The organism is Rhodococcus sp. T2V (assembly GCF_029269925.1).
Taxonomy (GTDB): domain Bacteria; phylum Actinomycetota; class Actinomycetes; order Mycobacteriales; family Mycobacteriaceae; genus Rhodococcus_F; species Rhodococcus_F koreensis.
This window is the reverse complement of record NZ_JARJBD010000098.1, coordinates 12,147-36,995: the sequence shown is the minus strand read 5'-3', so window position 1 is coordinate 36,995 and position 24,849 is coordinate 12,147. Positions and strand designations below refer to the sequence as shown.

General features: G+C 68.4%; 26 protein-coding genes. 18 read left to right on the top strand and 8 right to left on the bottom strand.

From position 1 onward, the window contains the following. The first annotated feature begins 111 nt into the window (after positions 1-111). The 6 genes from P3H15_RS44400 (at position 112) to P3H15_RS44375 (ending at position 4,201) form a co-directional block, all read left to right on the top strand. A complete protein-coding gene (locus tag P3H15_RS44400; RefSeq protein ID WP_276143121.1) occupies positions 112-462 on the top strand; it encodes a YrdB family protein in 351 nt (116 codons plus the stop codon). A gap of 268 nt (positions 463-730) precedes the next feature. After that, positions 731-1,963, top strand: a complete 1,233-nt coding sequence (locus P3H15_RS44395) for an alkane 1-monooxygenase (protein WP_276143120.1) — start codon at positions 731-733, stop codon at positions 1,961-1,963. After that, entirely contained in the window at positions 1,963-2,130 is a 168-nt protein-coding gene (locus tag P3H15_RS44390; protein ID WP_087558809.1) for a rubredoxin, read from the top strand. Before P3H15_RS44395 ends, P3H15_RS44390 begins: the two co-directional genes overlap by 1 nt. A gap of 1 nt (position 2,131) precedes the next feature. After that, positions 2,132-2,317: a rubredoxin gene (locus P3H15_RS44385; RefSeq protein ID WP_276143119.1), complete on the top strand. Its 186-nt coding sequence runs from the start codon at positions 2,132-2,134 to the stop codon at positions 2,315-2,317. Continuing rightward, positions 2,314-3,576: an NAD(P)/FAD-dependent oxidoreductase gene (locus P3H15_RS44380; RefSeq protein WP_276143118.1), complete on the top strand. Its 1,263-nt coding sequence runs from the start codon at positions 2,314-2,316 to the stop codon at positions 3,574-3,576. Before P3H15_RS44385 ends, P3H15_RS44380 begins: the two co-directional genes overlap by 4 nt. Before the next feature lie 10 nt (positions 3,577-3,586). Continuing rightward, complete coding sequence (locus P3H15_RS44375; protein ID WP_276143117.1) at positions 3,587-4,201, top strand: TetR family transcriptional regulator; 615 nt, start codon at positions 3,587-3,589, stop codon at positions 4,199-4,201. 43 nt (positions 4,202-4,244) lie between these two features. Here the strand turns inward: P3H15_RS44375 and P3H15_RS44370 are convergent, their stop codons facing one another. The 3 genes from P3H15_RS44370 to P3H15_RS44360 form a co-directional block, all read right to left on the bottom strand. Beyond that, the gene (locus P3H15_RS44370; RefSeq protein ID WP_276143116.1) at positions 4,245-5,423 is read right to left on the bottom strand and encodes a 4-hydroxybenzoate 3-monooxygenase; all 1,179 of its coding nucleotides are present in this window, start codon (positions 5,421-5,423) and stop codon (positions 4,245-4,247) included. Between the two features lie 91 nt (positions 5,424-5,514). After that, complete coding sequence (locus P3H15_RS44365; protein WP_276143115.1) at positions 5,515-6,252, bottom strand: IclR family transcriptional regulator; 738 nt, start codon at positions 6,250-6,252, stop codon at positions 5,515-5,517. A gap of 16 nt (positions 6,253-6,268) precedes the next feature. Further along, positions 6,269-8,332, bottom strand: a complete 2,064-nt coding sequence (locus P3H15_RS44360) for an acyltransferase family protein (RefSeq protein WP_276143114.1) — start codon at positions 8,330-8,332, stop codon at positions 6,269-6,271. Between the two features lie 231 nt (positions 8,333-8,563). On the opposite strand from P3H15_RS44360, the gene P3H15_RS44355 reads away from it, so the two are divergent. The 3 genes from P3H15_RS44355 to P3H15_RS44345 all read left to right on the top strand — a co-directional run bounded on the left by P3H15_RS44355 (position 8,564) and on the right by P3H15_RS44345 (position 10,823). Beyond that, positions 8,564-9,841, top strand: a complete 1,278-nt coding sequence (locus P3H15_RS44355; RefSeq protein ID WP_276143113.1) for an aromatic acid/H+ symport family MFS transporter — start codon at positions 8,564-8,566, stop codon at positions 9,839-9,841. A 90-nt stretch (positions 9,842-9,931) separates the two neighbouring features. Further along, positions 9,932-10,405 carry a VOC family protein gene (locus P3H15_RS44350; RefSeq protein ID WP_124393880.1) on the top strand — a complete coding sequence of 158 codons (474 nt, stop codon included), beginning with the start codon at positions 9,932-9,934 and terminating at the stop codon, positions 10,403-10,405. 25 nt (positions 10,406-10,430) lie between these two features. Beyond that, positions 10,431-10,823 (top strand): VOC family protein, encoded by a 393-nt coding sequence (locus P3H15_RS44345; protein WP_276143112.1) that lies wholly within the window; start codon positions 10,431-10,433, stop codon positions 10,821-10,823. On the opposite strand, the gene aztA is transcribed toward P3H15_RS44345, so the two are convergent. Next, on the bottom strand, positions 10,804-11,439 hold the full coding sequence (aztA, locus tag P3H15_RS44340; RefSeq protein WP_276143111.1) for a zinc ABC transporter ATP-binding protein AztA: 636 nt from the start codon (positions 11,437-11,439) through the stop codon (positions 10,804-10,806). The genes P3H15_RS44345 and aztA overlap by 20 nt on opposite strands. An 18-nt stretch (positions 11,440-11,457) precedes the next feature. On the opposite strand from aztA, the gene aztB reads away from it, so the two are divergent. From aztB to aztD, 4 genes are all read left to right on the top strand, one after another. After that, complete coding sequence (gene aztB, locus P3H15_RS44335) at positions 11,458-12,312, top strand: zinc ABC transporter permease AztB (RefSeq protein ID WP_276143110.1); 855 nt, start codon at positions 11,458-11,460, stop codon at positions 12,310-12,312. A gap of 14 nt (positions 12,313-12,326) precedes the next feature. Beyond that, the gene (locus P3H15_RS44330; protein WP_276143109.1) at positions 12,327-13,589 is read left to right on the top strand and encodes an ABC transporter; all 1,263 of its coding nucleotides are present in this window, start codon (positions 12,327-12,329) and stop codon (positions 13,587-13,589) included. A 5-nt stretch (positions 13,590-13,594) separates the two neighbouring features. Beyond that, positions 13,595-14,506: a zinc ABC transporter substrate-binding protein AztC gene (gene aztC / locus P3H15_RS44325; protein WP_276143108.1), complete on the top strand. Its 912-nt coding sequence runs from the start codon at positions 13,595-13,597 to the stop codon at positions 14,504-14,506. 76 nt (positions 14,507-14,582) lie between these two features. Further along, positions 14,583-15,770, top strand: a complete 1,188-nt coding sequence (gene aztD, locus P3H15_RS44320; RefSeq protein WP_276143107.1) for a zinc metallochaperone AztD — start codon at positions 14,583-14,585, stop codon at positions 15,768-15,770. Between the two features lie 9 nt (positions 15,771-15,779). On the opposite strand, the gene P3H15_RS44315 is transcribed toward aztD, so the two are convergent. Genes P3H15_RS44315 through P3H15_RS44305 form a run of 3 tightly spaced genes read right to left on the bottom strand, consistent with a single transcriptional unit; the run spans position 15,780 to position 19,022 of the window. Beyond that, positions 15,780-16,199: a carboxymuconolactone decarboxylase family protein gene (locus tag P3H15_RS44315; protein WP_276143106.1), complete on the bottom strand. Its 420-nt coding sequence runs from the start codon at positions 16,197-16,199 to the stop codon at positions 15,780-15,782. A 43-nt stretch (positions 16,200-16,242) separates the two neighbouring features. Then, positions 16,243-17,790, bottom strand: a complete 1,548-nt coding sequence (locus P3H15_RS44310) for an NAD-dependent epimerase/dehydratase family protein (protein ID WP_276143105.1) — start codon at positions 17,788-17,790, stop codon at positions 16,243-16,245. Further along, positions 17,790-19,022, bottom strand: coding sequence for an aminotransferase class I/II-fold pyridoxal phosphate-dependent enzyme (locus P3H15_RS44305; protein ID WP_276143104.1), 1,233 nt, complete (start codon positions 19,020-19,022; stop codon positions 17,790-17,792). Before P3H15_RS44305 ends, P3H15_RS44310 begins: the two co-directional genes overlap by 1 nt. Positions 19,023-19,207: 185 nt before the next feature. Here P3H15_RS44305 and P3H15_RS44300 point away from each other — a divergent pair, with 185 nt between their 5' ends. Both P3H15_RS44300 and P3H15_RS44295 read left to right on the top strand, forming a co-directional pair. Continuing rightward, on the top strand, positions 19,208-20,323 hold the full coding sequence (locus P3H15_RS44300; protein ID WP_276143103.1) for an acyl-CoA dehydrogenase family protein: 1,116 nt from the start codon (positions 19,208-19,210) through the stop codon (positions 20,321-20,323). Between the two features lie 77 nt (positions 20,324-20,400). Next, positions 20,401-20,757 carry an MmcQ/YjbR family DNA-binding protein gene (locus P3H15_RS44295; RefSeq protein WP_276143102.1) on the top strand — a complete coding sequence of 119 codons (357 nt, stop codon included), beginning with the start codon at positions 20,401-20,403 and terminating at the stop codon, positions 20,755-20,757. Between the two features lie 9 nt (positions 20,758-20,766). On the opposite strand, the gene P3H15_RS44290 is transcribed toward P3H15_RS44295, so the two are convergent. Continuing rightward, positions 20,767-21,630 (bottom strand): LysR family transcriptional regulator, encoded by an 864-nt coding sequence (locus P3H15_RS44290; RefSeq protein ID WP_276143101.1) that lies wholly within the window; start codon positions 21,628-21,630, stop codon positions 20,767-20,769. Between the two features lie 171 nt (positions 21,631-21,801). Between P3H15_RS44290 and P3H15_RS44285 the strand changes: the two genes are divergently transcribed. The 3 genes from P3H15_RS44285 (at position 21,802) to P3H15_RS44275 (ending at position 24,845) form a co-directional block, all read left to right on the top strand. Continuing rightward, complete coding sequence (locus tag P3H15_RS44285) at positions 21,802-22,653, top strand: sugar phosphate isomerase/epimerase (protein WP_276143100.1); 852 nt, start codon at positions 21,802-21,804, stop codon at positions 22,651-22,653. Positions 22,654-22,683: 30 nt separating this feature from the next. Further along, positions 22,684-23,454, top strand: coding sequence for an SDR family NAD(P)-dependent oxidoreductase (locus P3H15_RS44280; RefSeq protein WP_276143099.1), 771 nt, complete (start codon positions 22,684-22,686; stop codon positions 23,452-23,454). A 65-nt stretch (positions 23,455-23,519) separates the two neighbouring features. Beyond that, a complete protein-coding gene (locus P3H15_RS44275) occupies positions 23,520-24,845 on the top strand; it encodes an MFS transporter (protein WP_276143098.1) in 1,326 nt (441 codons plus the stop codon). The last annotated feature ends 4 nt before the right edge of the window (positions 24,846-24,849 follow it).

Sequence of the window (24,849 nt, the reverse complement as noted above, 5' to 3'; positions counted from 1 at the left end):
CGCTCCCCACGCTGACTGCCAGGTGTCTCACGACCATGCTGACAGCCAGCGCCCGTGGTTAACAAGTACTCACGGGCCCCGGCCTGCAGCGCACGCATTTAAGCTGGATCGATGAGCGAAGCCGGCGCGCAACGAGTGGGTGTACTCGACGTCGTGGCGTTCGCCTGTGAGATCGCAATGCTGGTCCTGCTCGCCGTCGCGGGGTGGTCGCTCGCGAACTCGACGGTCGTGCAGGTTGCGCTCGCGGTGCTCCTCCCGGTGGCAGCGGCCGTGATCTGGGGCGTCGCGATGGCCCCGAAATCGACCCGACGACTACCCAACCCCGCGCGACTGGTCGCCCAGACCGTGCTGTTCGCGGCGACCGGCGTGCTCGTCGCATTCGCCGGTCACCAATGGTGGGGGCTGACCTTCGCCGTCGTGGCGACGGCGACGTTCGCGGCGCGCTCACGCACGCCGGAGTAGAGGACTACCAGCGGTATCCGAGCAGGCCGAGAACGAATTCGAGCCAGTCGGGCAGTCCGGGGTCGCGGAACATCGAGGGCCTCCTCCGCACGGTGAAACGGTGTCGCACTTTCTATCGGCCGGGGTGACCCCGGTGTTAGAGCGCTACCCTTGTCGTGATTTACAAATCAATAGTTTTGTCTAGACTCTGGATCGAAGACCATGTAATGTCCAAATGAGAGTGAGCTGGTTCATACCGCGACAGCTACTGGACGAGGAGGTTCGGACCGTGACGACGTCGGATATCGGCAGGACGACAGAGGAAGCACCCCCGGACGCTTGGCACGACCGCAAGCGCTACCTGTGGCTGATGGGGTTGATACCCCCGACCGCGCTGTTCCTCGCCGCGGGGCTGGTGTGGGCCTTCAACCAACTCGGATGGTCGGCGGTGGCGCCGGTGTGGTGGTGGATCGGCGCGCTGTTGCTGTTCATCGTGCTCCCGGTCCTCGACAGGTTCTTCGGACCCGACGGCCAGAACCCGCCCGAGGAAGTGATGGAACAGCTCGAGAACGACAGGTACTACCGGTACTGCACGTACGTGTTCATCCCGTTCCAGCTGGCGAGCCTGGTGTTCGCGTGCTACCTCTGGTCGGCGGACAGCCTGTCCTGGCTCGGCATCGACGGCGGCCTCGGGCTGTGGTCGAAGATCGGTGTCGCGTTCAGCGTCGCCGTCATGGGCGGCATCGGTATCAACACCGCCCACGAGATGGGCCACAAGAAGACCGACCTCGAACGCTGGCTGGCCAAGATCACTCTCGCGCAGACCTTCTACGGCCATTTCTACATCGAGCACAACCGCGGCCACCACGTCCGGGTCGCGACACCCGAGGACCCGGCGAGTTCACGTTTCGGAGAAAGCTTCTGGGCGTTCCTGCCCCGCAGCGTGTGGGGAAGCCTGAAGTCGTCGTGGGAGCTCGAGAAGACTCGAATGCACCGACTCGGTAAGAGCACGTGGAGCATTCACAACGACGTGCTGAATGCGTGGCTCATGTCGGTGGTGCTGTTCGGCGCGCTCGTTGCGATATTCGGTCCGGTCGTCATCCCGTTCCTGATCATCCAGGCCGTCTACGGTTTCTCGCTCCTCGAAACGGTCAACTACCTCGAGCATTACGGCCTGATGCGCCAGAAGACGGCCAGCGGCCGCTACGAGCGCTGCGCACCCGCGCACAGCTGGAACTCCGACCACATCGTGACCAACATCTTCCTGTACCACCTGCAGCGACACAGCGACCACCACGCGAACCCGACGCGGCGGTACCAGACGCTGCGCAGCATGGACGGCGCCCCCAACCTGCCCGGCGGATACGCCAGCATGATCACGCTCGCGTACTTCCCGCCGCTGTGGCGCAAGGTGATGGACCACCGGGTGCTCGACCACTACGACGGCGATATCACCCGCGTGAACATCCAACCCGGTAAGCGCGAGAAGGTTCTGGCCAAGTACGACGGCGGAGTTCGGTGATGGCCGCCTACCAGTGCCCGGTCTGCGACTACGTCTACGACGAAGCGTCCGGCGCACCCCGTGAAGGATTCCCCGCCGGCACCCCGTGGGCCGATGTGCCCGACGACTGGTGCTGCCCCGATTGCGGGGTCCGCGAGAAGATCGATTTCGAAACGAAGGTGGCGTGACATGAGTACCGATTTCAAGCTTTTCCGCTGCGCCCAGTGCGGATTCGAGTACGACGAGGCCGAGGGCTGGCCGGAGGACGGCATCGAGCCGGGCACCCGGTGGGAAGACATTCCCGACGACTGGTCGTGCCCCGACTGCGGGGCCGCCAAGGCCGATTTCGACATGGTCGAGGTCAGCCGGGCATGAGTCCTTCCACGGAACTGTCGACGGTCGTCATCGTCGGGTCCGGCATCGCCGGGGCGAGCGCCGCGCAGACGCTCCGCTCGGAAGGTTTCCGCGGACGCGTCGTCCTGATCGGAGACGAACCCTCGCCCCCGTACCGGCGCCCGACGGTGTCGAAGGACCTGCTGTCGGGCGCCACCGCGGCGGAGAAGACGGCACTGAAGCCTGACTCGTTCTGGACAGAACACGACATCGAACTGGTCACCGGTGCAACGGCAGTCGAACTCGACGCACGACGGAAGGTGCTGACACTCTCGTCCGGCGAGGCACTGCATTTCAGTGCTCTGCTACTCGCGACGGGTGGCCGGGCCCGCCGACTCGACGGGGTCTCCGGTGCGGACGTCTTCACCCTGCGGTCGATGGCCGACGCGGATTCGCTCCGGGAGTCGATTCGCCGCACCGGCTCCCTCCTCGTGATCGGCGGAGGTCTCATCGGATGTGAGGTCGCCGCGACGGCACGGTCGCTGGGCGCGGATGTCACCGTTCTCGAACGGGACCCGTCGCTCCTCAGTCGCATCGTGCCGCCGGACGTCTCGACGATGATCGCCTCCCTGCACTCCGAGAACGACGTGAACGTCTGCACGAACGTCACGCTCGCCTCGCTGGACGTGGGCGACGACGGATCCGCCCTGGCCACCGCGGCCGATGGTCGCACCTGGAGTGCCGGGACCGTCCTCGTGTCGGTCGGCACCGTCCCCGAGGTGTCGCTGGCCGTCGCGGCGGGACTGCGGGTCCACAACGGCATCACCGTCGACGGGCTGTTCCGCACGTCGGCCGACGGCGTGTTCGCCGCCGGTGACGCCGCCAACATTCCCGGGGCGCGCGGCGACGAGCGGTATCGCTCCGAACACTGGAACGGCGCTCAGGCGCAAGGGATTGCGGCCGCGCACTCCATCCTCGGCAAACCCACACCGTTCACGGACGTTCCGTGGGGGTGGTCCACGCAGTACGGCCACACCGTGCAATTCGCAGGCGCAACCCGGGTCGACGACGACTACGTGGTCCGCGGTTCGATCGCGGATCGCGATTTCACGGCGGTCGCGGTGCGCGAGGACACACCGGTCGGGGCCATCGCCGTCGGCCGTCCGAAAGACCTCCGGACCGTGCGCACGATGATCGCCCGGGGAGGCACAGTCGACCGCGTCGCGTTGGCTGACGAGTCGGTCGCCCTGGCCGACGTGCTTGCCGGCGAGCGGGAAGGCCTGGCAACCCCCGCCCGCTAGCATCGACCTCATGTCCGCACACGACCGCGCCGAACGCCAGAGCCGGTACCGGCTCGCCGCGACGTCGCTGATGCGGGAGACAACCCTCGATGCGCTGCGGGAACTGCTCCTCGAACGTCCGTGGCCGACGATCACCATGACCGACGTCGCGGTCGCCGCCGGCATGAGCAGGCAGACTATCTACAAGGAGTTCCGCTCGCGGCGCGGCCTGGCGGAGGGATACGCCCTTCGGCTGACCGACAGCCTCGTCACCGTCATCGAGTCCGCGTTGTACGACAACCCCGACGACGTGACAACCGCTCTGCGGCAAGGCTATGCGACGTTCTTCGCACTCAGCGGCGCCGATCCCCTGGTGATGTCGCTGCACCAGGGGCAGGCGCCCGAGGATCTGCTGCGCCTGATCACCACGGACAGCGACATCATCATCCGGCCCGCGGCCGAGCGGCTCGCCGAGACGTTGCAGCGGTCGTGGGTGAACGCCTCCCCCGAAGACGCGGACATCCTCGCGCACGCCATCGTCCGGCTTGCCCTGAGTTTCATCGCCAATCCGCCGGAAGACACCGCGACGGCATCGGCGAACACGGCCCGGCTCTTCGCCCCCTTCTTGCGGCTCCGCCACCCGTGAGTACTTGTTAACCGCCGGACGTTAATAAGTACTCACGGGCGCGTCAGCGCAAAGGGGTGCCGACGTAGTTCTCCGCGATGAGGGTGCGACCGGCGGCGGAGCGGGTGACCATGTCGAGTTCGGCGACCTGCCGCTTGTGGCCGAAGCCGGTGTCGCCGGGGAGGCGGTGCAGCATCGAGGACATCCACCAGGAGAAGTGCTGGGTCCGCCACACGCGTGGGAGGACGCTGTCGGTGTAGCCCTCGAGCCCGGCGCGGCTGCGGGTGGCGAAGTACTCGGACATCGCCTCGGACAGGAAGTAGACGTCGGCGATGGCGAGGTTCATGCCCTTCGCGCCGGTGGGGGGCACGGTGTGGGCCGCGTCGCCGGCGAGGAAGAGGTTGCCGTGCTGCATGGGTTCGCACACGAAGCTGCGGAACTGCAGGATCGACTTCTGGAAGATCTTGCCGTCCTTGATTTCCGCGCCTTCGCCGTCGACGCGGGCGTGCAGTTCGGACCAGATGCGGTCGTCGGACCAGTTGTCGACGGAGTCGTCGGGGTCGACCTGCAGGTAGTGCCGCTGGACGTCGGGGGTGCGGGTGCTGATGAGCGCGAACCCGCGCGGGTGGTTGGCGTAGATCAGTTCCTCGGACGACGGCGGGGCCTCGGCGAGGATGCCGAACCAGGCGAACGGGTACTGCCGGAAGTGGTCGGTGCGGACGGTGGTCTCGGGGATGAGGCCGCGGGTCGTGGTCCGCGAGCCGTCGCAGCCCGCGACGAGTGCGCACGTCAGGGTCTGCTCGTTGCCGTCGGCGTCGACGTACGTGATCTTGGGGTTGTCGGTGGTGTGGCCGTGCACCTGCACGTCGGAGACGCCGAAGCGGATGTCGCCGTCGTCGTCGAGTCGGCGGGCGATGAGGTCTTTGAGGACCTCGTGCTGCGGGTAGACGGTGACGGCGCGGCCGCCCGTCAGTTCGTCGAAGTCGATGCGGTGGCCGCGGCCGCCGAAGCGCAGTTCGATGCCGTGGTGGGTGAGTCCTTCACGCTTGACGCGGTCGCCGAGTCCGGTGTCGACCATGAGGTCGACGGTGTTCTGCTCGAGCACACCGGCCCGGATGGTGCCCTCCACCTCCTCGCGGGTGCGGCTTTCGAGCACGACGGATTCGATGCCCTTCAGGTGCAGGAGATGGGAGAGCATCAGCCCTGCGGGGCCCCCGCCGACGATCCCGACCTGTGTGTTCATGAGCAGACTCCTCGCGTAGTTCGTGACACCAGTCACTGTCCTTCGAAGAAACGGCCCGCAACACCCCCACTTTCACTGAGTGAAAGACGAGCTACGCGACGCCACGGGAAATACCCCGCGCCGCCGCCCGCACGGCCGGGATCAGCGGCGCGGGATCCTTCTCCGCCGGAACCACGACGGACACCGCGGCCACCACCTCCCCCGTCGATCGCGACACCGGCGCGGCCACGGCCAGCGTCCCGATGTTGAGGTGTTCGCGGCACGTGACCCACCCGCTCCGGCGGATGTCGTCGAGGGTGCTGCGCAGCCGATGTTCGGTGGTGATGGTCGACGGAGTGAAGCGTTCGAGGCCCGCCGCGAGGACCTCGTCGAGCAGGTCCTTTCCGCCGAATGCCAGCAACACGAGTCCGCCGCTCGACGCGTGCAGCGGCAGCCGGCCGCCTGCCCTGCCGACGACGGTCACGGCCCCGCGCGCCGACAGCCGTTCGATGTACAGCGCCTCGAGATCCTCCCGGACCACGAGTTGCACGTTCTCCCGTGTCGCCTCGTACAGGTCCTCGAGGTACGGCAACGCCACCTGCCGCAACCCGTGGGCGCGGGGCGCGAGCGCACCCAGCTCCCACAGCCGCACCCCGATCTCGTAGTGCCCGTCGTCGACGCGTTCGAGCGCGCCGTTGGCGACGAGCTGACGGCACAGCCGGTGCACGGTGGGCAGCGGCAGCCCGGTGCGACGGCTCAGCTCCGACTGCGACAGCCGCGGACGTTCCGACGTGAACGACCCCAGCACCAGGAAGGCCCGTCCCAGCATGCTGCGGTCGTCTTCGGACATGGCGCCAGTATCCCGGTCACCACCAGCGGGTGGCCATGCCGACCTGCCGGTCCAGTTCGGGGGCGAGGCTCCGGACGTACGTCGCCGAGAGGTGGTGCGAATCGTGGTAGACGAGGATGTTTCCCTGCACGACGCGGCAGATCGCCACGTCGCAGACGGCGTCGGTGAGGTCGAGCGGATGCACCGACGGCAGGTGTCGGGCCGCCTCGACCGTCGGGTTGTCCGGGGCCAGCACGTCGTCGCGGGGCAGTCCGCAACTGTCGGCGTCGCCGCCGTCGGCCAGGCAGTCGACCGCCGAATACGGGACGCCGTCGTGGTGCAGCCACGGGGTGTCGCGGATGCCCAGGAACGGGAGCCCGAAATCGGCGAGCCGCGCCCACAGGCCCAGGTAGTCGTCGGGGGTGACGTCGCCGGCCCCCTCCTCGTTGGGACGCGAGGACGTCGAGAACACCCAGTCCGGCCGGTGGTCACGCAGCCGGTCGAGGACGTCGCGGGACCAGTCGCCGCAGTCGGGATACGGCTCGCCGGCGAGTAGCGGGACGTCCGCGACGGTCAGCGGGCACCCCATCTTCAGATACGTCTCGACGCGGACACCGCGCTGCCGGCCGATGCGGTCGAGCGCGGGCACCCAGTGTTCGGCGTGGGAGCTGCCCACCACCGCGATCGTCCGATCGGCGGACACGTCGCCGTACACGCAGGTGACGACGTCGCGGGTGCTCAGGTCGGAGATGCAGCCGTCGACCGTCGGCTGCGGCAGGTCGCCCGGCGCCTCGAGCAGAGTGGGCCGCATGTCCGCGCGCGGCGCGAACACGCCGTCCGTCAGCGACGCCGCGCCCGGGTACAGCCACGGGTCCAGCTCGCCGACTCGGGCGGTCGTCTCGGGGTTGCGGGCGAGGTACGCGTGCCACCCGGACGCCGAACCGACGACGGCGACGCCGAGCACCGCGACCAGCGCGGTGAGCGCGCGCCCCGGACGGGCCCCGCCCTGGAACCGCATTTCGATCAGCCGCTGGGTGAGCCATGCCAGCACCAGCGACACCAGGATGACCGCGAGCCCGCCGAGCGCACCGACCGCGGGCCGCTCCCGCCAGGTGAGGTAGAAGATGAGGATCGGCCAGTGCCACAGGTACAGCGAATAGGCCAGGCGACCGAGTTCGACGAACGGCCGGGACGCCAGCATCGTCACGACCCCCGGCTGATCGGACGGGCCCGCTCCGGCGAGGATCAGCGCGACCGCCGCGCCCACCGGGATCAGGGCGGCCGGTCCGGGGAACAGCGCGGCGCCGTCGACGAGGAATCCGCACCCGAGCACGACGGCGAACCCCGACACCGCGAGAGCCACCCGCCACCCGCGGGGCAGGTCGACCCGGTGCACGACGAGCGCGAGCAGTGCGCCCGCGACCAACTCCCACAGTCGCGCGAACGTGTCGAAGTACGCCCACGACTGCCGGTCCTGCGACAGCGCCGCGGCGTAGCCGAACGACACCAGGAACCCCGCACCGAGGACGCCGCCGAGCAGGGGCCGCACGAGACCGATCCGGCGCCGGCACGTCCAGGCCACCCCCGCGACGACGGCGAGCGCGAGCACGTAGAACTGCCCCTGCACGGACATCGACCACAGGTGCTGCAGCGGACTGACCGACGCGTCGGCCGCAGCGTAGTCGGCGGCGGTCCGGGCCAGCTGCCAGTTCTGCACGTACAGCAGCGACGCGAGGAGTTGATCCGCGATCCCGGACCACTGCGTGAAGGGCCGCTGCACGACGGTGACGACAGCGGTCGCGGCGGTCACCACCACCAGTGCGGGCAGCAGTCGCCGGGCGGTGCGGCGCAGCACGGCCGGGATCGACGGACCGGAGTCCGCGCCCACGCGGCGCACGAGCATGCCGGTGAAGAAGAAGCCGGACAGCACCAGGAAGATGTCGACGCCGCCGGATACCCGCCCGAACCACACGTGATAGACGACGACCAGGGCGATCGCGATGCCGCGCAGTCCGTCGAGGTCGTACCGGTAGGCGCCGGCCGTCGACGGTGACGCGGCGGCGCGCGGACGGCTGGTAGCCACCTGGTGGTTGGTTCTCACAGTCCGTCCTGGCTCATCGACTCGGTACCCGGTCGATTATCCACACGGGGTTTACCAAGCCTTGACCAACCCGCGGTGATTTTGGGCGCACGCCCAGGGTCGGCGGACCGCCCACCTGTGGAGTGGCCATGTTTGACAGGCAACTATGGCGCGCCACACAATGAGTGCGCTTATAGAACCAGGGTTCGCATCGCGAACATCCTGTGGAGATCACCGAATGTCGAGGACATCATGACCACTTCCCAACGAAGCGCCGCCCGCGCCTCCACCGCCCTCTGGGTCGCGCCCCTCTGCTGGGTGGCCGTGCTGCTCGACGGGTTCGACCTGGTCGTCCTCGGTGCCGTCATCCCCTCGCTCCGCGAATACGGCGACTGGAATCTGTCGACGGGCGCGATCACGTTCATCTCGACGTTCGGCCTGGTCGGCATGACCATCGGCGCGCTCGTCATCGGCACGCTCACGGACGTCATCGGACGCAGGCGCGCCCTGCTGTACGCGGTGGCCGCGTTCTCGATCCTCACTCTCCTCTGCGCGGTCGCGCCCAACCCATTCATGTTCGGACTGTTCCGCTTCCTCGCCGGTGTCGGCCTCGGCGGCGCCCTGCCGACCGCGCTCGCCCTCGTCAACGAATTCTCGAAGAAGCAGGGCGGCGGATCCGCGTCGACGCTGCTGATGACCGGATACCACGTGGGTGCCGTCGCGACGGCGGCGCTGGCGATCGTGCTGATCGAACCGTTCGGCTGGCGTTCGATGTTCGTCGTCGGCGCCCTTCCCGCGGTGGTCCTGATTCCGCTGATGCTCCGCCACCTCCCCGAGTCCCCCTCGTACCTGCTGTCGCACGGCAGGCGCGCCGAGGCGGAGGCGATCGCGAAGCAGTACGGCCTGGAACTGGAATCGGCCCCCGCCGCCGACGCTCCCGTCGCGACGTCGGCGAACCCGGTACGCGCCCTGTTCTCGCGGCCGTTCCTGCGCAACAGCATCGCCATCTGGGTCACCTCGTTCATGGGACTCCTGCTCGTCTACGGCCTCAACACGTGGCTGCCGACGATCATGCGCGAGGCGGGCTACGACCTCGGCGCGTCTCTGACATTCCTGCTGATCCTCAACGCCGGCGCAGTGGTCGGACTGCTGATCGCGGGCGGCGTCGCCAACAAGATCGGTCCGCGCACCGCGGCCATCATCTGGTTCGCGGGCGCCGCGGTGTTCCTCGCCCTGCTCAGCGTCAAGGTGTCGTTCGGGATCTATGCCCTGGTGTTCCTCGCCGGCTGCTTCGTGTTCAGCGCACAGGTTCTCGTCTACGCGTTCACGAGCGCCAACCACCCTCCGCAGATCCGTGCGACCGCTCTCGGCTGGTCGGCGGGTGTCGGCCGCGTGGGCGCGATCTGCGGCCCCATCCTCGGCGGCGTCCTGCTCGGCGCCGGCTACGCGGTCCCGTGGGGGTTCTACGCCTTCGCCCTGGTCGGACTGCTCGGAGCGATCGCCATCTCGTCCACCCGGACGGTGCGCTGAACTCCTGACAGCGGTCCGATGAGTTTCGGGCGCAGGCGCGGTCTATATCGGCGAGGATGAACCGACGAGGACCCGCGAGAGGAATGCGCCATGAAACCCATCACCCCCTGTCTCTGGTTCGACACTCGAGGCGAAGAGGCCGCGAAGTTCTACACCTCCCTGTTCCCGAACTCGCGGATCACCGAGGTCACCCACTACGGTCCGAACACTCCCGGCCCGGAGGGACAGGTGCTGACCGTGTCCTTCGAGATCAACGGACAACCGTTCATCGCGCTCAACGGCGGCCCGCAGTTCACGTTCGACGAGGCCATCTCCTTCGAGATCCTGTGTGCCGACCAGGAAGAAGTGGACCGGTACTGGGACGCCTTCACCGACGGCGGCGAGGAAAGCCAATGCGGTTGGGTCAAGGACCGTTTCGGCGTGTCCTGGCAGGTGGTCCCGGAGCGACTGTACGAACTCATGCGCGACCCGGACGACGCGAAGGCGCAGCGTGCCATGCAGGCGATGCTGAAGATGCGCAAACTCGACGTCGCCGAACTCGAGAAGGCAGCCGAGCAGGCGTGACGCCTGCCGACGGGAGGTGGACGGCATGACCGAAGACGGCAGGACCCACATCAACGGGGTGCACACGGTGGCGGTTCCCGTGACCGATCAGGATCGGGCACTCGAATTCTATGTGGGCGCACTCGGTTTCGAGCGTCGCATGGATGCGGAGTTCAGCCCCGGCCAGCGCTGGGTGGAGGTGGCGCCGCCGGGTTCGGCCACGTCGATCGCGCTCGTGCCGACCCGTGACGGCGTCCCGGTGGGCGTCGAGACCGGCATCCGGCTCACCACCTCGGACGCCGACGCCGACCATGCCACCCTGTCGGCGAGCGGCGTCGACGTGGATGCGGAGGTCCTGCGGATGGGCGACTACGTGCCGCCCATGTTCTACTTCCGCGATCCGGACGGCAACAAGCTCGTCATCGTCGAAGTGGGGTGAGCGGCATCCCCGCCGACAGGGTCAGCACCTGATCGGCGCGTTCCGCGTCGCCGGAGTCGTGTGTGGCCACGACGACGATCGCACCCCGCGCGGCCTCCTCGCCGACGACGTCGCCGATCACCGCGCGGGCGTGGGCGTCGAGTCCGGTGGTGGGCTCGTCGAGGATCAGCAGGTCGCCGCGTTGCACGAGCGCCTGCGCGAGCAGGGCGCGTTGACGCTGCCCGCCCGAGAGCGCGCCGATCGGCCGCGCGCCGAGATCCGCGAGACCCAGCCTGGACAGTGCCGCGTCGACGGCGTCGCGGTCGCCGGGGGTGAGCCGCCGCCACACTCCGCGCCGTTGCCAGGCCCCCATCGTCACCACCTCACGCACGGTCAGCGGTAGCTGCTCGCTCACCGCATGTCGTTGCGGCACATACGCCGTGCGCAGCCCGTCCGTGCCGTCGATCCGCCCCGACGTGACACGCGCGATGCCGGCGAGGCACTGCAGGAGCGTCGACTTCCCCGAACCGTTGTGCCCCACGACGGCCGTGACGGTGCCCGGTGTGAGGCACACACTCACACCGTTCAACGCCGGGGTCGATCCGTATCGAACCGCGATTTCGCTTACGACAATCATTATCGTTAGATTAGCAGAGTGGAATGGCTACTCGACCCCCTGACGGTGTCCTTCGTCCAGCGCGCCCTGTTCGCGGGCATGCTGGTGTCCGTCCTCTGCGGACTCGTCGGAACGTGGGTCGTGTTGCGGGGCATGGCCTTCATGAGCGAGGCCATCTCGCACGGCATGCTGCCCGGCGTGGCCGTCGCCTATCTCGCGGGCGCCAATCTCCTCGTCGGCGCGGCCGCCAGCGCGGTCGTCATGATTCTCGGCGTCGCGTGGGTGTCGAAGAACTCGCGACTGTCCGAGGACACCGGGATCGGCCTGCTGTTCGTCGGCATGCTCGCACTGGGTGTCGTGATCGTCTCGCGCGCACGATCGTTCGCGGTCGATCTCACCGCCTTCCTCTTCGGTGACGTCCTGTCCGCGACAGTCGGCGATCTGATCTGGCTCGCCGCGGCGGCCGCGGTCGCCGGGATCGTCTCGGTGCTCGCGTACCGCCCGTTCGTCGCCCTCGTCTTCGACGAACGCAAGGCCCACACCCTGGGTCTGCGCCCGCGGTGGGCGCACCTCGCCCTGCTCGCGCTGGTGGTCCTCGCCGTGGTCGCGTCGTTCCGCATCGTCGGCACCCTGCTCGTGTTCGGACTCCTCGTCGCGCCGTCGGCCACCGCGGCGCTGTTCGGCAGGTCGATCGGCGCCACGATGGCCATTGCCGTACTGCTCGGCTGGTCCGCGACGCTCACAGGACTGATCGTGTCGTGGAACGCCGACACTGCCGCGGGCGCGACGATCGCCGGGCTCGCCGTCCTCCAATTCTTCGTCGCCGCCGTCATCCGGTCGGCATCGCGACGACTCCGACCTGCCGCGAAACCCACTCCGATACCCGTTCGATAGCATGGAGAGCCCGAATGCCGAACACGACCCTCGCCCGCGCAGCGATCGCCGCGGTCGCCGCGCTGACCGTCTGCGCCTGCGCGTCCCCACCGGAGGAGGCGGCCTCCCCCGGCGGCCGGAGCCAGCCGGGTAGCGACCTCGCCGCCGAGGCGGGATCCACCGAGGTGGAGGGGCCGGAACCCCGGCTCGTCGTGTCGGACGCCGACTCCGGCCGCGTGACCGTGCTCGACCTCGCGACCGCCGAGACCCTCCATTCGTTCGAGTTCGACAACCCGGTCCGGCTGACGACGGTGAAGGACCGCTATGCGTTCGCCGTCGACGGCACCGGCGGCGCCGTGCACGTCGTGGACGCCGGCACCTGGACCATCGACCACGGGGACCACACCCACTCGTACACCAAGGACCCGGTCGAACTCGGCGTTCTCGAGGGCGACGGCCCCGGGCGCGTGATCGAGGGCGACGACAAGGTCGCGACGTTCTTCGACGGCGACGGCGTTGCCCGCGTGATCGACTTCGCCGCGCTCCGCAGGGACAGCATCGACGTCGACGCGGTCGTCCGGGCCGACGCCCCGCACCCCGGAGTCGCCCTGCCGATCGCCGACGGATTCGTGGTCTCGCACTCGGCCGCGACCGGAGTCGGCGCGCTCGAACTCCACACCGCAGACGGTGCGGTTCCGCAGCGCGTCGACACCGCCTGCCCGAACCTGAACGGCGCGGCCGTATCCGACACCCAGGTGCTGGGCGCGTGCGAGGACGGACTGCTCCTCGCTTCCGCCGGCGACGGCACCTGGACGTCGGTGAAGGTTGCGTACCCGGCGGGCATCGGCGCCGCCACCCGTCCCACCGCGCTCCGCGGACACGACGGCCTGCCGCTTCACGTCGCCACCGCGGGGCCGGCCGCCACCAACGACGGGCTGCTGGTGTTCGATGCACGGACCCGCGGGTGGACGCACGTCCGGACCCCGGAGCGGGCGCTGGACGTCGCTCTCGCCGGCGACGGACGCTCGGTATTCGCCGTCCTCGCCGACGGCACCTTCCGCGTGTACGACGCGCAGTCCGGCGCGGAGACCGCGTCGTCCCGCGTCCTGGCACGCCCCTACGACCCGAGCGAGGCGTTCTCGACGCCACCGGTGATCGTCGTCGGCGGCACCCGCGCGTACGTGTCGGATCCCGCGTCGAAGTCGGTGGCCGAGATCGACTTCCGGGACAATGCCCGGGTCGCGCGCACCCTCGACGTCGGCGTCGCGGCGTCCACCCTCGGCGTGGTCGGGCTGTGAGGAGGATGCGGCGCCTGCTGCCGCTGGCCCTGCTGACCGCACTCGCGGTGCTGCCGGTGACCGCGTGCGCCCCGGGCTCGTCCGACGGGCCCGTCGTCGTGGTGACCACGAACATCCTGGGTGACGTGGTGCAGAACGTCGTCGGCGACCGGGCCGACGTGACGGTACTGATGCCGAGGGGCGCCGATCCTCATTCGTTCGAGATCTCCGCCTCGGATGCCGCGCGGGTGGAACGCGCCGACCTCCTCGTCTCGAACGGGCTCGGTCTCGAGGAGGGAATCGGCAAGACCGTCGACACCGCGCGCGCGGAGGGGGTCCCGATCCTGCAGATCGGTGAGGCCGTGCGGCCGATCGAGTATCGCTCCGGAAAATCCTCGGGCACCATGGATCCGCACGTCTGGACCGATCCGGACCGCATGCGGGACGCGGTCGCCCTGATCCGCGACGCGGTGATCGAACACGTGCCGGACATCGACGCGGATGCCGTCCGCACGAACGCGGACGGCTACGCCCGGGAACTCGCGGAACTCACCGCCCGAATGACGGACAGGTTCGCGACCGTCCCGCCCGACCGACGCAAACTGGTGACCAACCATCACGTGTTCGGCTATCTGGCACAGCGTTTCGGATTCGACACGATCGGGGCGGTGATTCCCAGCGGGACCACCCTGGCGTCGCCCAGTGCGTCGGATCTGTCGGACCTGGCCGCGACCGTCACGGCGGCGAGGGTGCCCGCAATCTTCGTCGACTCCTCCCAGCCCGATCGACTCGCACAGGTGCTGGCTTCGGAGGCCCGCGTTCCCGTCGACGTCGTCTCGCTGTTCACGGAATCACTGAGTGAACCCGGCTCGGGGGCCGGCACGTACATCGAGATGATGGATTCCAATTCCGCGGCGATCGCGCAGGGGTTGGCGTAGTCGATGCATCGCCACATGCACACTTACGACTTTGACAACCGTTTGCAAAAAGGGTTACTTCTCATGGGTGACCCTTATGCGTAGACCTCGACCCACCGCCGTTGCCGCCGTGGCACTCTCGGCGGCACTTCTCACGTCCTGCTCCACCGACTCCGGCACGGCCGAAGCGACCACCACCGACGCGGCCACGCCACGACTGACGCTGAGCTACGACGGCGGGGTGCTCGTCCTCGACGCGCAGAGCCTCGACGTGGTCGGCTCGGCCGAGGTGGACGGCTTCACCCGGCTCAACCCCGCGGGCGACGACCGGCACGTGCTGATCAGCACCGGCAACAGTTTCACCGCCCTCGACACCGGAACCTGGACCGACGGCGGCAGCCACTACACCGCCGCACCCGCACTCACCGACGTCGCGTTCGAGGCGAAGACGCCCGGGCACGTGGTCCGGCACGACGGCAAGACCGTGCTGTTCGACGACGGCACCGGACTGGTGCGCGTGTTCGACCCGGCCGCACTCGCCCAGGGCACCCCGGACACCACCGAGTTCACGACCCCGGAAGCGCATCACGGTGTGGCCGTCGAACTCTCCGACGGCAGCCTGCTCACCACCGTCGGCAACGAGGACGAGCGCACCGGCATCGTCGTACTCGACCGCGACCGCAAGGAGATCGCGCGCAACGAGGACTGCCCCGGCGTGCACGGGGAGGCCGTCGCCGCCGACGAGACGGTGGTCGTGGGATGCCAGAACGGCCTGCTGATCTACCGGAACGGCGTCATCACCAAGGTGACGAGCCCCGACCCCTACGGGCGCATCGGCAACCAGGCCGGCGACGAGAACTCCCCGATCCTGCTGGGCGACTACAAGACCGACCCGGACGCCGAACTCGAACGCCCCGAACGGGTCTCCCTCACCGACACCGCCACGGGACAGCTGACCCTCGTCGACCTGGGCACCAGCTACACGTTCCGGTCGCTCGGGCGCGCCCCGCACGGTGAGGCCCTCGTCCTCGGCACCGACGGCGCCCTGCACGTGATCGACCCGAACACCAAGGCCGTGAGCCGCACCGTCGACGTCCTCGATCCGTGGACCGAGCCGGACCAGTGGCAGTCGCCGCGTCCCGCGCTGTACGTGCAGGACCACACGGCCTACGTGACCGATCCCGCGCACAAGACGATCCACACGATCGACCTCGACACCTGGACCGTGTCCGGGCAGGCGGATCTTCCGGAGACCCCGAACGAGATCACCGGTGTGACGGGCTGAGCCGGGTCGTCAGTCCTGGGAGTCGAGCGGTCCCAGTTCCGCGTCGAGCGCCTCCTGCACCACGGCCATCGCCGACAGACCGGCGGGGGCCCCGCAGTAGGCGCTCGCGTGGATCACCGCTTCGACGATCTCGGTGCGGGTCAGACCGTTGCGCAGTGCGCCCCGCACGTGCCCCTTCAGCTCACCGTGCGCCCGCAGCGCGATGAGCATGCCGAGGTTGAGGAGGCTGCGGCTGCGTCGGTCCAGCCCCGGCCGATTCCACACGGCGTCCCACACGTGCTCGGTGACGAATTCCTGCAACTGCTCGCTGTCGGTCCCCGCGGTCCGGGTGAGCGCCCGCTCGACGAAGTCGGGGCCCATCACCTCACGCCGCACCGTCAGACCCGCCTCGACGGCCGGGCTCCGCTTGCCGGGTTCTTCACTGGTCATGGGTTCACTCCTGCTCACGGCGTCGACGTGGACAGGAGACACTCTACGAGTCGACCCGATCGGAGTGGATGACCGAGGTGACGCCGCGGGCGGAGTACGCGTGCGGGAGGTGCTCGAGCCCGCCCTCGTAGCGCAGTCTGCGCGGGAGCAGTCCGTCGGCCGGGTTGACGGTCACGCGGGTCCGCGAGCGGGCGACCCACGACCGCCGGCGTCCGGACCGCGACACGGGCGGGGTCGCGTCGCCCACCCTGACCACGTGCGGCGTGCCGCCGAACCGGATCCGCGCATAGCCGAGCGCGACCGCCAGGGCGTCGTGCACCCCGGCCGCCGTCGCAAGACCGCGCTTCCCGGTGCTCAACCCGTGCCCGGGGAGATCCGCGACGACGACGTTCACGCCGTTCTCCGCCAACTCCACGGCGAGCGGAGTGAGATACCGCGCGTGGAGTCCGGGCGGCGCGGGCAGCACCACGGTGGCTGTGCCGCCCGACCGTGCGGTGGTCCCACCGCCCCGCCTGGCCGCGTGGACCTCGGTGTGCACGGCTCCGGTGGCCGCGGGAATCTGGACGTGTTCGAGGCCGCGGCCGTCGACGCCGACGAATTCGGACGCCGGCTCCAGCGCGGCCTCGCAGGCGATGCGACGTTCCAGGGCATCCTCTCTGCGCAACAAGGGTTTACCCTGCAACAGGATCATGACGGCCGCCGACTCCCGGGCCGTCAGCGACGGCGCCCAGCCCGTCGCCTCGGTGAGGCGCGTCGAATCGACGACGGTCTCGCCCGCCGTCACCCACTGTCCGGAGAACGCGGTGAGCCGGAGCCGGAACAGGACATTCGCCGCCACGACCGCCGGCCGCTCGGGCACGTCGAACATCCGCTGTCCCTGCATCGCCGCGAGTTCGCGGACACCCACCCAGTCCTTCGGACCGAGATTGAACGGTCCCACCAGATCCTGCTTCACCGCGCGATGGAACGCGTCGGCCATGTCCCGCTGGTGCAGAAACTGATACGCGGCCTCGTCGGCGCGCGGGAACGCGCCGACCGGTCCGGTGAGCTGGTCGATGCCGTCGTTGGAGAAGTCGGGTCCGATGATGTAGGTGGGGCGCAGCATCGAGATCGCCATCTCCCCCGGATGGCGGCGCAGCCACCAGTCGGCGTAATGCTCGACCTCCGCCTTGTCGTGAAAGTAGTACCGGTCGGGATCCCCTGCGGGATAGACGTCTTCGTTCACCGGCTTGCGCCGCAGTTCCGGCCCGTATGCGTTGATGCTCGACGCGATCACGACGCGGAGCACCCCGGCCCGGTGGGCGGAGTCGACGACGTTGCGCGAACCCCTCAGGTTGATGTCGTGGGTGACCGCCTTGTCCCGGATCTCCTCCACCACGAACGCCAGGTGGACGACGGCCTCGCAGCCGCGGAACACGTCCTCGATGCCCGGGTCGCGGATGTCCATGCGGACGAACTCGAGTTTCGGATGATCGATCGGCAGTTCCCGCCTGCCCAGCCCGATCACCGTATCGACATCCGGATCGTCCAGCAGCACGGGCAGGATCGCGGCGCCGAAATCGCTCGTCGCCCCGGTGACCGCCACCTTCATCAGGCCGCGGCTTTCGTGACGGTCTCGGAGATCACGTCCACCGCCCGCCGCAACTGGGCGTCGGTGTGGGTGGCCATGACGCACAGCCGGAGCATCGCACCCGACCGCGGAACGGCGGGATAGAGTGCGGCACTGGTGAACACGCCCCGGTCGAACAGCGTGCGCCAGAGGCCCATCGCCTCGAGGTCGTCGCCGACGTGGACGGACACGATGGGCGTCACCGTCTCACCGCCGCCGGGAAGTGGCGACAGCGCGCCCACGTCGAGTCCGTTGTCCGCCAGTCCGGACCGGAGGACGGCGGCGTTGTCCAGCGCCCGCCGTGCGCGTTGCTCTCCCTCCTCGCTGCGGATCAGTCGCACTGCGGCGAGCGACGCTCCCACCGCGGCGGGAACGCCGGACGTCGTGAAGAGGAAGGCGCGGGCGTTCACCCGCAGCGAATCGAGGAGATCACGGGATCCCGCGATGAATCCTCCTGTGGAGCTGGGACTCTTGGACAGCGACGCCATCCGGATATCGGTGTGGCCGTCGATGCCGAGCAGTTCGGCGGCACCGGTCCGCTGCTCACCGAAGATGCCGAGGCTGTGCGCCTCGTCCACCATCAGGGCCGCGCCGTACCGGTCGCAGAGTTCGGAGACCGCGCCGAGCGGGGCGAGATCGCCCTCCATCGAATACAACCCGTCCACGATCACCAGCACCGCGCCGTCACCGTCGGCTGTTTCCCCGAGAATGGTCTCCAGGTCGGCGACGTCGTTGTGACGGAACTTGCGGACCGTCGCGCCGGACAGGGCACAGCCGTCCCGGATCGACGCGTGGGCGGCGGCGTCGACGGCGACGACGTCGCCCGCGCCGACGACGGCGCTGATGGTGCCCAGGTTCGTTTGATAGCCGGTGGTGAAGACCATCGCGTCCTCGGTGCCGTGCCATTCGGCGATCTCCGACTCGAGGTCGAGGTGCAGGTCCATGGTGCCGTTCAGCAGCCGGCTTCCGGTGATCGCGCCGCCGAACGTGTCGAGGGCGTCCTGCGCGCCCTGACGAATGGCGGGGTGATCGGCGAGACCGAGATAGTTGTTGGAACCGAGCATGATCCGGTCGGCGCCCTCCACCTGGACGACGGGTGCGGTGGCGGACTCCATCACCCGGAAGTAGGGACTCACGTCGGACTCGCGAACTGCGCGGAGTAGATCCACCCGGTCGTCGCCACCCAGCCTCTGGATCAATCTGTTCACAGGCATCGATACCAACTCCTCGCGGTGTGCATGATCGGGATTACTCCGTTGATTCGGAGCGGTGGCCGATGCGGTTTGGTGGCGCCGACCAAACCACCACCACACCTCGCTCCGAATGAGCCTATGGATATCCCTGTTCCATCGATGTTTCGGGAAATCCGAAATGTCCGCGAATACATTCGAGGAGTGTCATGACCGCATTGATGGCCCGCGAACACGCAGCGCTGCAGTCCTACCTGCCTGACCTCGCCGCCTATCTGGACGAGACGCCACTGCTCACTCTGGAAAGCAGAGACAGCGGGGCGATCGGGCGCTTCCGGGACGCAGGCGGCACCGCACTGACCATCCCGAAGGAATCCGGCGGACTGGGCGCCTCCGCGCTGGATTCCGTGCGCGTCCAGCGGGCCATCGGCAGCAGGTCGCCCTCGCTCGGCGCCGCCACCACGATGCATCATCTGTCGCTCGCCACGCTCAACGAGTTCGCGCAGGAGGCCACGGACGACGACCGCGCGTTGATCACGAGCCTCGTCGAACAACGCGCCGTCGTCGCCTCCGGCTTCTCCGAGGGCGTCACCGGGGGCAGCGTGTTCATTCCCACCATGACCGCCAGGAGGAAGGGCTCGAGCTACATCGTCAACGGCAGCAAGAAGCCGTGCAGTCTGTCGGGGTCGATGGACCTGCTCACCGCGAGCGTCGAGGTCGACACCGGTGAGAGGGCGATCGCGCTGATCCCCGCCGGCACACCGGGGATCACGGTGCGGCCGTTCTGGGAGAGCTGGATCCTCGCCGGTGCCGAAAGCGACGAGGTACACCTCGAGAACGTCGAGATACCGGCCGACCTCGTCCTCCTCAACGGTGCCGACGACCCGGACGGGCAACACGAGATGACCGGATATCTGTGGTTCGGGATGCTCGTCACCGCCAACTACCTGGGTGCGGCGAGCGCGCTGCTCGAACGATTGCTGGCCGCGGGCAAGGACGACTACGAGGGTTATGTGCGCGCCGCCGCCGACATCGAGAACGCCATGGGCGCCGTCGAGAACATCGCCCGCGCGGTGGACGAGGGCGAACGCGGACAGGACATCTCGGTGCGTCTCCTCTTCTCGCGCATCGCGATTCGCGACGCGCTGGTCCGCGCGTCCTCGGCGGCCGTCGAATCGCTCGGCGGGATCGCGTTCATCAAGTCCTCCGACATCGGTTACCTCACCGCCGCCGTGCACGCGTTCGCCTTCCATCCGCCGTCGCGGCGGTCGGTCTCCGAATCGCTCGCCAAGTTCCACGCCGGCGACGAGTTCGCCTTCGTCTGAGCGTGCCGCGGTCCGGGCTGTCGGTGATCGGGGCTATAAAGGTCTGCGAACCATCGACCGCCGGATCAGGAGCTGTGATGCCCACCGAACACGACGTTCGCGCGATGATGCTGGCATTGCCGGAGGCGCACGAGGTGGTGATCGCGAACTGGGGCGACCAACCGACGTTCCGGGTGCGCAAGAAGATGTTCGGCCTCGTCGGGTACGGCGCGCCCACCGTCTGCCTCAAGGCGACGAAGGAAACGCAGGCCGCGCTGCTGCAGGAGGATCCCGACGTGTTCCTGGTCGCACCGTTCTTCGGACGGTGGGGCTGGATCGACGTCGTCCTCGACCGCGTCGACTCCGAAGAACTGGCCGAACTCGTCGAGGAGGCGTGGCGTCTCACCGCCCCGAAGCGGGTCGTGGCCGCGTACGACGCGGGGCGGCAGACCTGACAGGGAGTTTCAGGACATGATGGCCGTGGTCACGTCGCTGACCACGGCCCTCGTGTGCCGCTGGCAGACCAGCCACGTCGTCATCGCCAGCGGTAACTCGGTCAACGGATGCCAGGGCCACCCCGGCATCTGTTTCTGCGCCGTGTACCGGCTCACCAGCACGGCGTCCGCTTTCGCCGCGGCCGCGCCGGCGAGCGCGTGCTCGACGAACTGCGCGAATTGCCAGTACGGCCGGATACCGGCCTCCACCGCCGCGCTCATCAACCCGTCCTGCTGGGTGGGGACCTGGTCGCGGCTGTGGACGAGCACCCGCAGCCCGTCGAGGTCGCGCAGCGAACAGGACGCCGCCGACGCCAGAGCGTGACCGGGGCGCACGGCGAGACCGAACGGTTCTTCGCGGAGCTTCCACGAGGAGCAGTCGCTGGGCGGCGCCTGGTGCACCATGCACAGGTCGAGCCGCCCTTCACGAAGCATGCGCAGTTGGTTCGTGCTGTTCGCCTCGACGAGTTGCAGCGCGCACCCCGGCACCTCCTCCTCGAGCCGGCCGACCAGGTTCACGAGCCATTCGCTGGAGGTACCGGGCGGGACGCCGATGGTGACGACCTCCCGGATCTTGGTCGCACCCGACACCACCTCCTGCGTCGAGGCCTCGAGCGCCAGCAGCTGCCGCGCGTGCTGGAGAAGGGCATCGCCCGCGGCGGTCGGAGTGGCTCCGCGTGCCGTTCTGTCGAACAGGGACTGCCCCAGCTCCCGTTCCAGCGCCTGCACCTGCCGGCTGAGCGACGGTTGCGAGATCCGCAGCCGGTCGGCGGCGCGGTTGAACGATCCTTCCTCGGCTATAGCCAGGAAGTAATGAAGATGGCGAAACTCCACGGTCGGTTTCCTCCACTGCCGTCGTTCGACCAGGATACGACACAGGTTATGCCTTCAAGGCATAAGCGATGTGCTCAACAGGGCTTGGACAAGCGCTGTGATGGCGGTCTCTAATGGAATGCAGTCGAGGACGAACCGCCCTCCGAAGCCCCACTCACCCGTAGGAGACCGATGAAGCTCGGGATCTATTCCGCATGCCTGCCGTCCCTGTCCCCGGCCGAAGCGATCGACGCGGCGGCCGGGGCGGGCTACGCAGGCATCGAATGGCGCGTCGCACACGACATCGGCAACTCCGGCACCCCGCACTTCCTCACCAACAACCGCTGCACCGTCGCTCCCGAGCCTCGCGCGGTCTCCGACATCTGCACGCGTACCCGGGCCGCGGAGTTGGAGGTCGTCGCACTCAGTCCGTACGTCGACTCCGGTGACGTCGCCGGCGTCGAGGACATGATGCGAGTCGCCCGGGACAATGCGGTTCCGAGCATTCGGCTACGGGCGCCGTGGATGGACGACACCGGTTTCCACCGGCTGTTCGCCGAAGCACGGGAGTTCTTCGATCACGTCGCGACCCTGGCTGCGCGGTACGACGTGCAGGCGCTGCTCGAGATTCATCAGCGTTCCCTCTGCCCCAGCGTCTCACTCGCCCATCGGCTCATCGGCCACCTGCCACCCGACCGGGTGGGAGTGATCTACGACGTCGGGAATCTGGTGGTGGAAGGGTACGAAGACCACCGGATGGCCCTGCAGATTCTCGGCGACCACCTCGCCCACGTCCACGTCAAGAACGCCCAGTACGTCCGGCCGGCCGGGGGCGGGGCGTGGACCCACCGATGGTCACCGATGGACGACGGCGTCGCCGACATCCCCCGGGTTCTCGGCCTGCTCGCCGAGGCAGGTTACAGCGGGTGGGTGTCCGTCGAAGACTTCAGCGATTCCCGGCCCGTTCACGACCGGCTGCACTTCAACGCCCGGTTCCTGCGCCAGCACGCCGACTTCGAAACGCCTCTGACGCACTCACTCTGAACCCACCCATCACATATCGACAGGACCATCATGAACGAGCTTCACCGTTTCCCGCTCTCCGTCGTGACGGGGGGAGCAGGCGCCCTCGGCTCGGCGATCAGCCGTCGATTCGCCCGGGGCGGAGACACCGTCATCCTCCTCGACAACAACGCGGAGGCCGTGCAGACGGTCGCCCGGCAACTGTCCGAGGAGTCCGGTGCGCAGGTCCACGGCTGGGTGGTCGACATCTCCGACGACGAATCGATCCGCCTCGCCGTCAAGCGAATCGACGAAGAGTTCGGCCGGCTGGACCGACTGGTCAACAACGCGGCCGTCAACCCGCGGGCGCGACTCGGAGACGTCGACGACACCGAATGGGACATGGCGATGGCGGTGAACCTCCGCGGCCCGATGTCGCTGTGCCGCTCCGCCATCCCGATCTGGACGCGCACCGGGACCGGGCGGGTCGTCAACATCACCTCACGCACCTGGTTGAGCGGCGGACCCACCGCCTACGTCACGTCCAAAGCCGGAGTCGTCGGCCTCACCCGTTCGCTGGCCGTCGAACTCGGACCGCTCGGCGTGACCGCCAATGCCGTCGCCCCCAGCATGGTCGTCACACCGTTCACGAAGGGCGGTCGCACGGACGAGGAGTTCGCTCTCTTCGTCGACAAGCACACCAGGATGTCGCCGCTGGGCCGCCTCGCGACAGCAGACGATATCGTCGACGCCGTCGAATTCCTCGCCTCCGACAAGGCCCGGTTCGTCTCGGGCGAAGTCCTGCACGTCTGCGGTGGAGCCCAACTCGCTGCCGCGCCGTGACCGGCCCCGTCACCACACCGTCGCCTCACCCACCGCCGGGTGACACAGCCAAAGGACCACTCCCGATGCCCACCCCTGAACGTCCCCTCGTCGCGGACCCGATACCGCACCCCAGCAAGAAGATGGCCCGCAGAGCCGCACTGGGAAGTTTCCTCGGCAGCGTCGTCGAGTACTACGACTTCTTCGTCTACGGCACCGCCGCCGCCCTGGTGTTCGGCAAGATCTTCTTCCCCAACAGCGATTCCGCCGCAGGCACGCTCGCGTCGCTCGCGACGTTCGGGGCCGCGTACATCGCGCGGCCCGTCGGCGCCCTGCTGTTCGGGCACGCCGGCGACCGGATCGGTCGCAAGAACGTGCTGCTCTTCACGCTGCTCCTGATGGGCGCGTCGACGTTCGCCATCGGACTGCTGCCCACCCATGCGACCATCGGCGCCGCCGCCCCGGCCCTCCTCGTCGTGTGCCGACTGCTGCAGGGAATCTCCGCAGGCGGCGAGCAGGTCGGGGCCAGTCTGCTCACCATGGAGCACTCCCCCGAGAAGAGCCGCGGCTTCTACACGAGTTGGCTCCTCAACGGAGCCGCCACCGGTTCGATCCTGGCCACGTTGATCTTCATTCCGGTGGGAGCGCTCCCGGAGGAGCAATTGCTGACCTGGGGATGGCGGATCCCGTTCCTGCTCAGCTTCATCATGGTGTTCATCACCCTGCTCGTGCGGCGCGGAGTGGACGAGTCTCCCGAGTTCGTCGAGGCCGAAAAGGAAGACGCCGTAGCCGAATTCCCGGTGACAACCCTCCTACGCACTCAGCTCCGCGCGACCGTGATCGTCTTCGTCGCCGCATTCAACACGGTCATCTCGACGATCGTCATCGTCTTCGGCCTGTCCTACGCGACGCAGGAACACGGCGTCGACCGCTCCACGATGCTCTCCGCGATCGCGGCCAGCCAGCTGGTTGCCCTGTTCTTCCATCCGCTGTTCGGATTCATCGCGGACCGCATCGGCCGAAAGGTGGTGTATGCCGGCGGCTGCCTGCTCTGCGCAGTCGGTGTCTACGGATTCCTCGGTGCGATCGCCACCGGCAGCACCGTTCTCATCGTCATCGCGACGGTGGCGCTCAAGGGCGTCGTGTATTCCGCCCCGAATGCGCTGTGGCCGTCGTTCTTCGCCGAGATGTTCACCCCGAACGTGCGATACACCGGCGTCGCGGTGTCCACCCAGTTGAGCTTCCTGCTGACCGGATTCGCACCCACCATCTGCTATGCCCTGATCGGCGGCGACGACAACTGGGTGCTGGCCGCCACGGCGATCGCCGGCATCTGCCTCCTCGCCGCGACGGCAGCGAAGATCTCCACCAAGGCTCCGGTGCACACCCCGCAGGTGCTGACGACCACCTGATCGA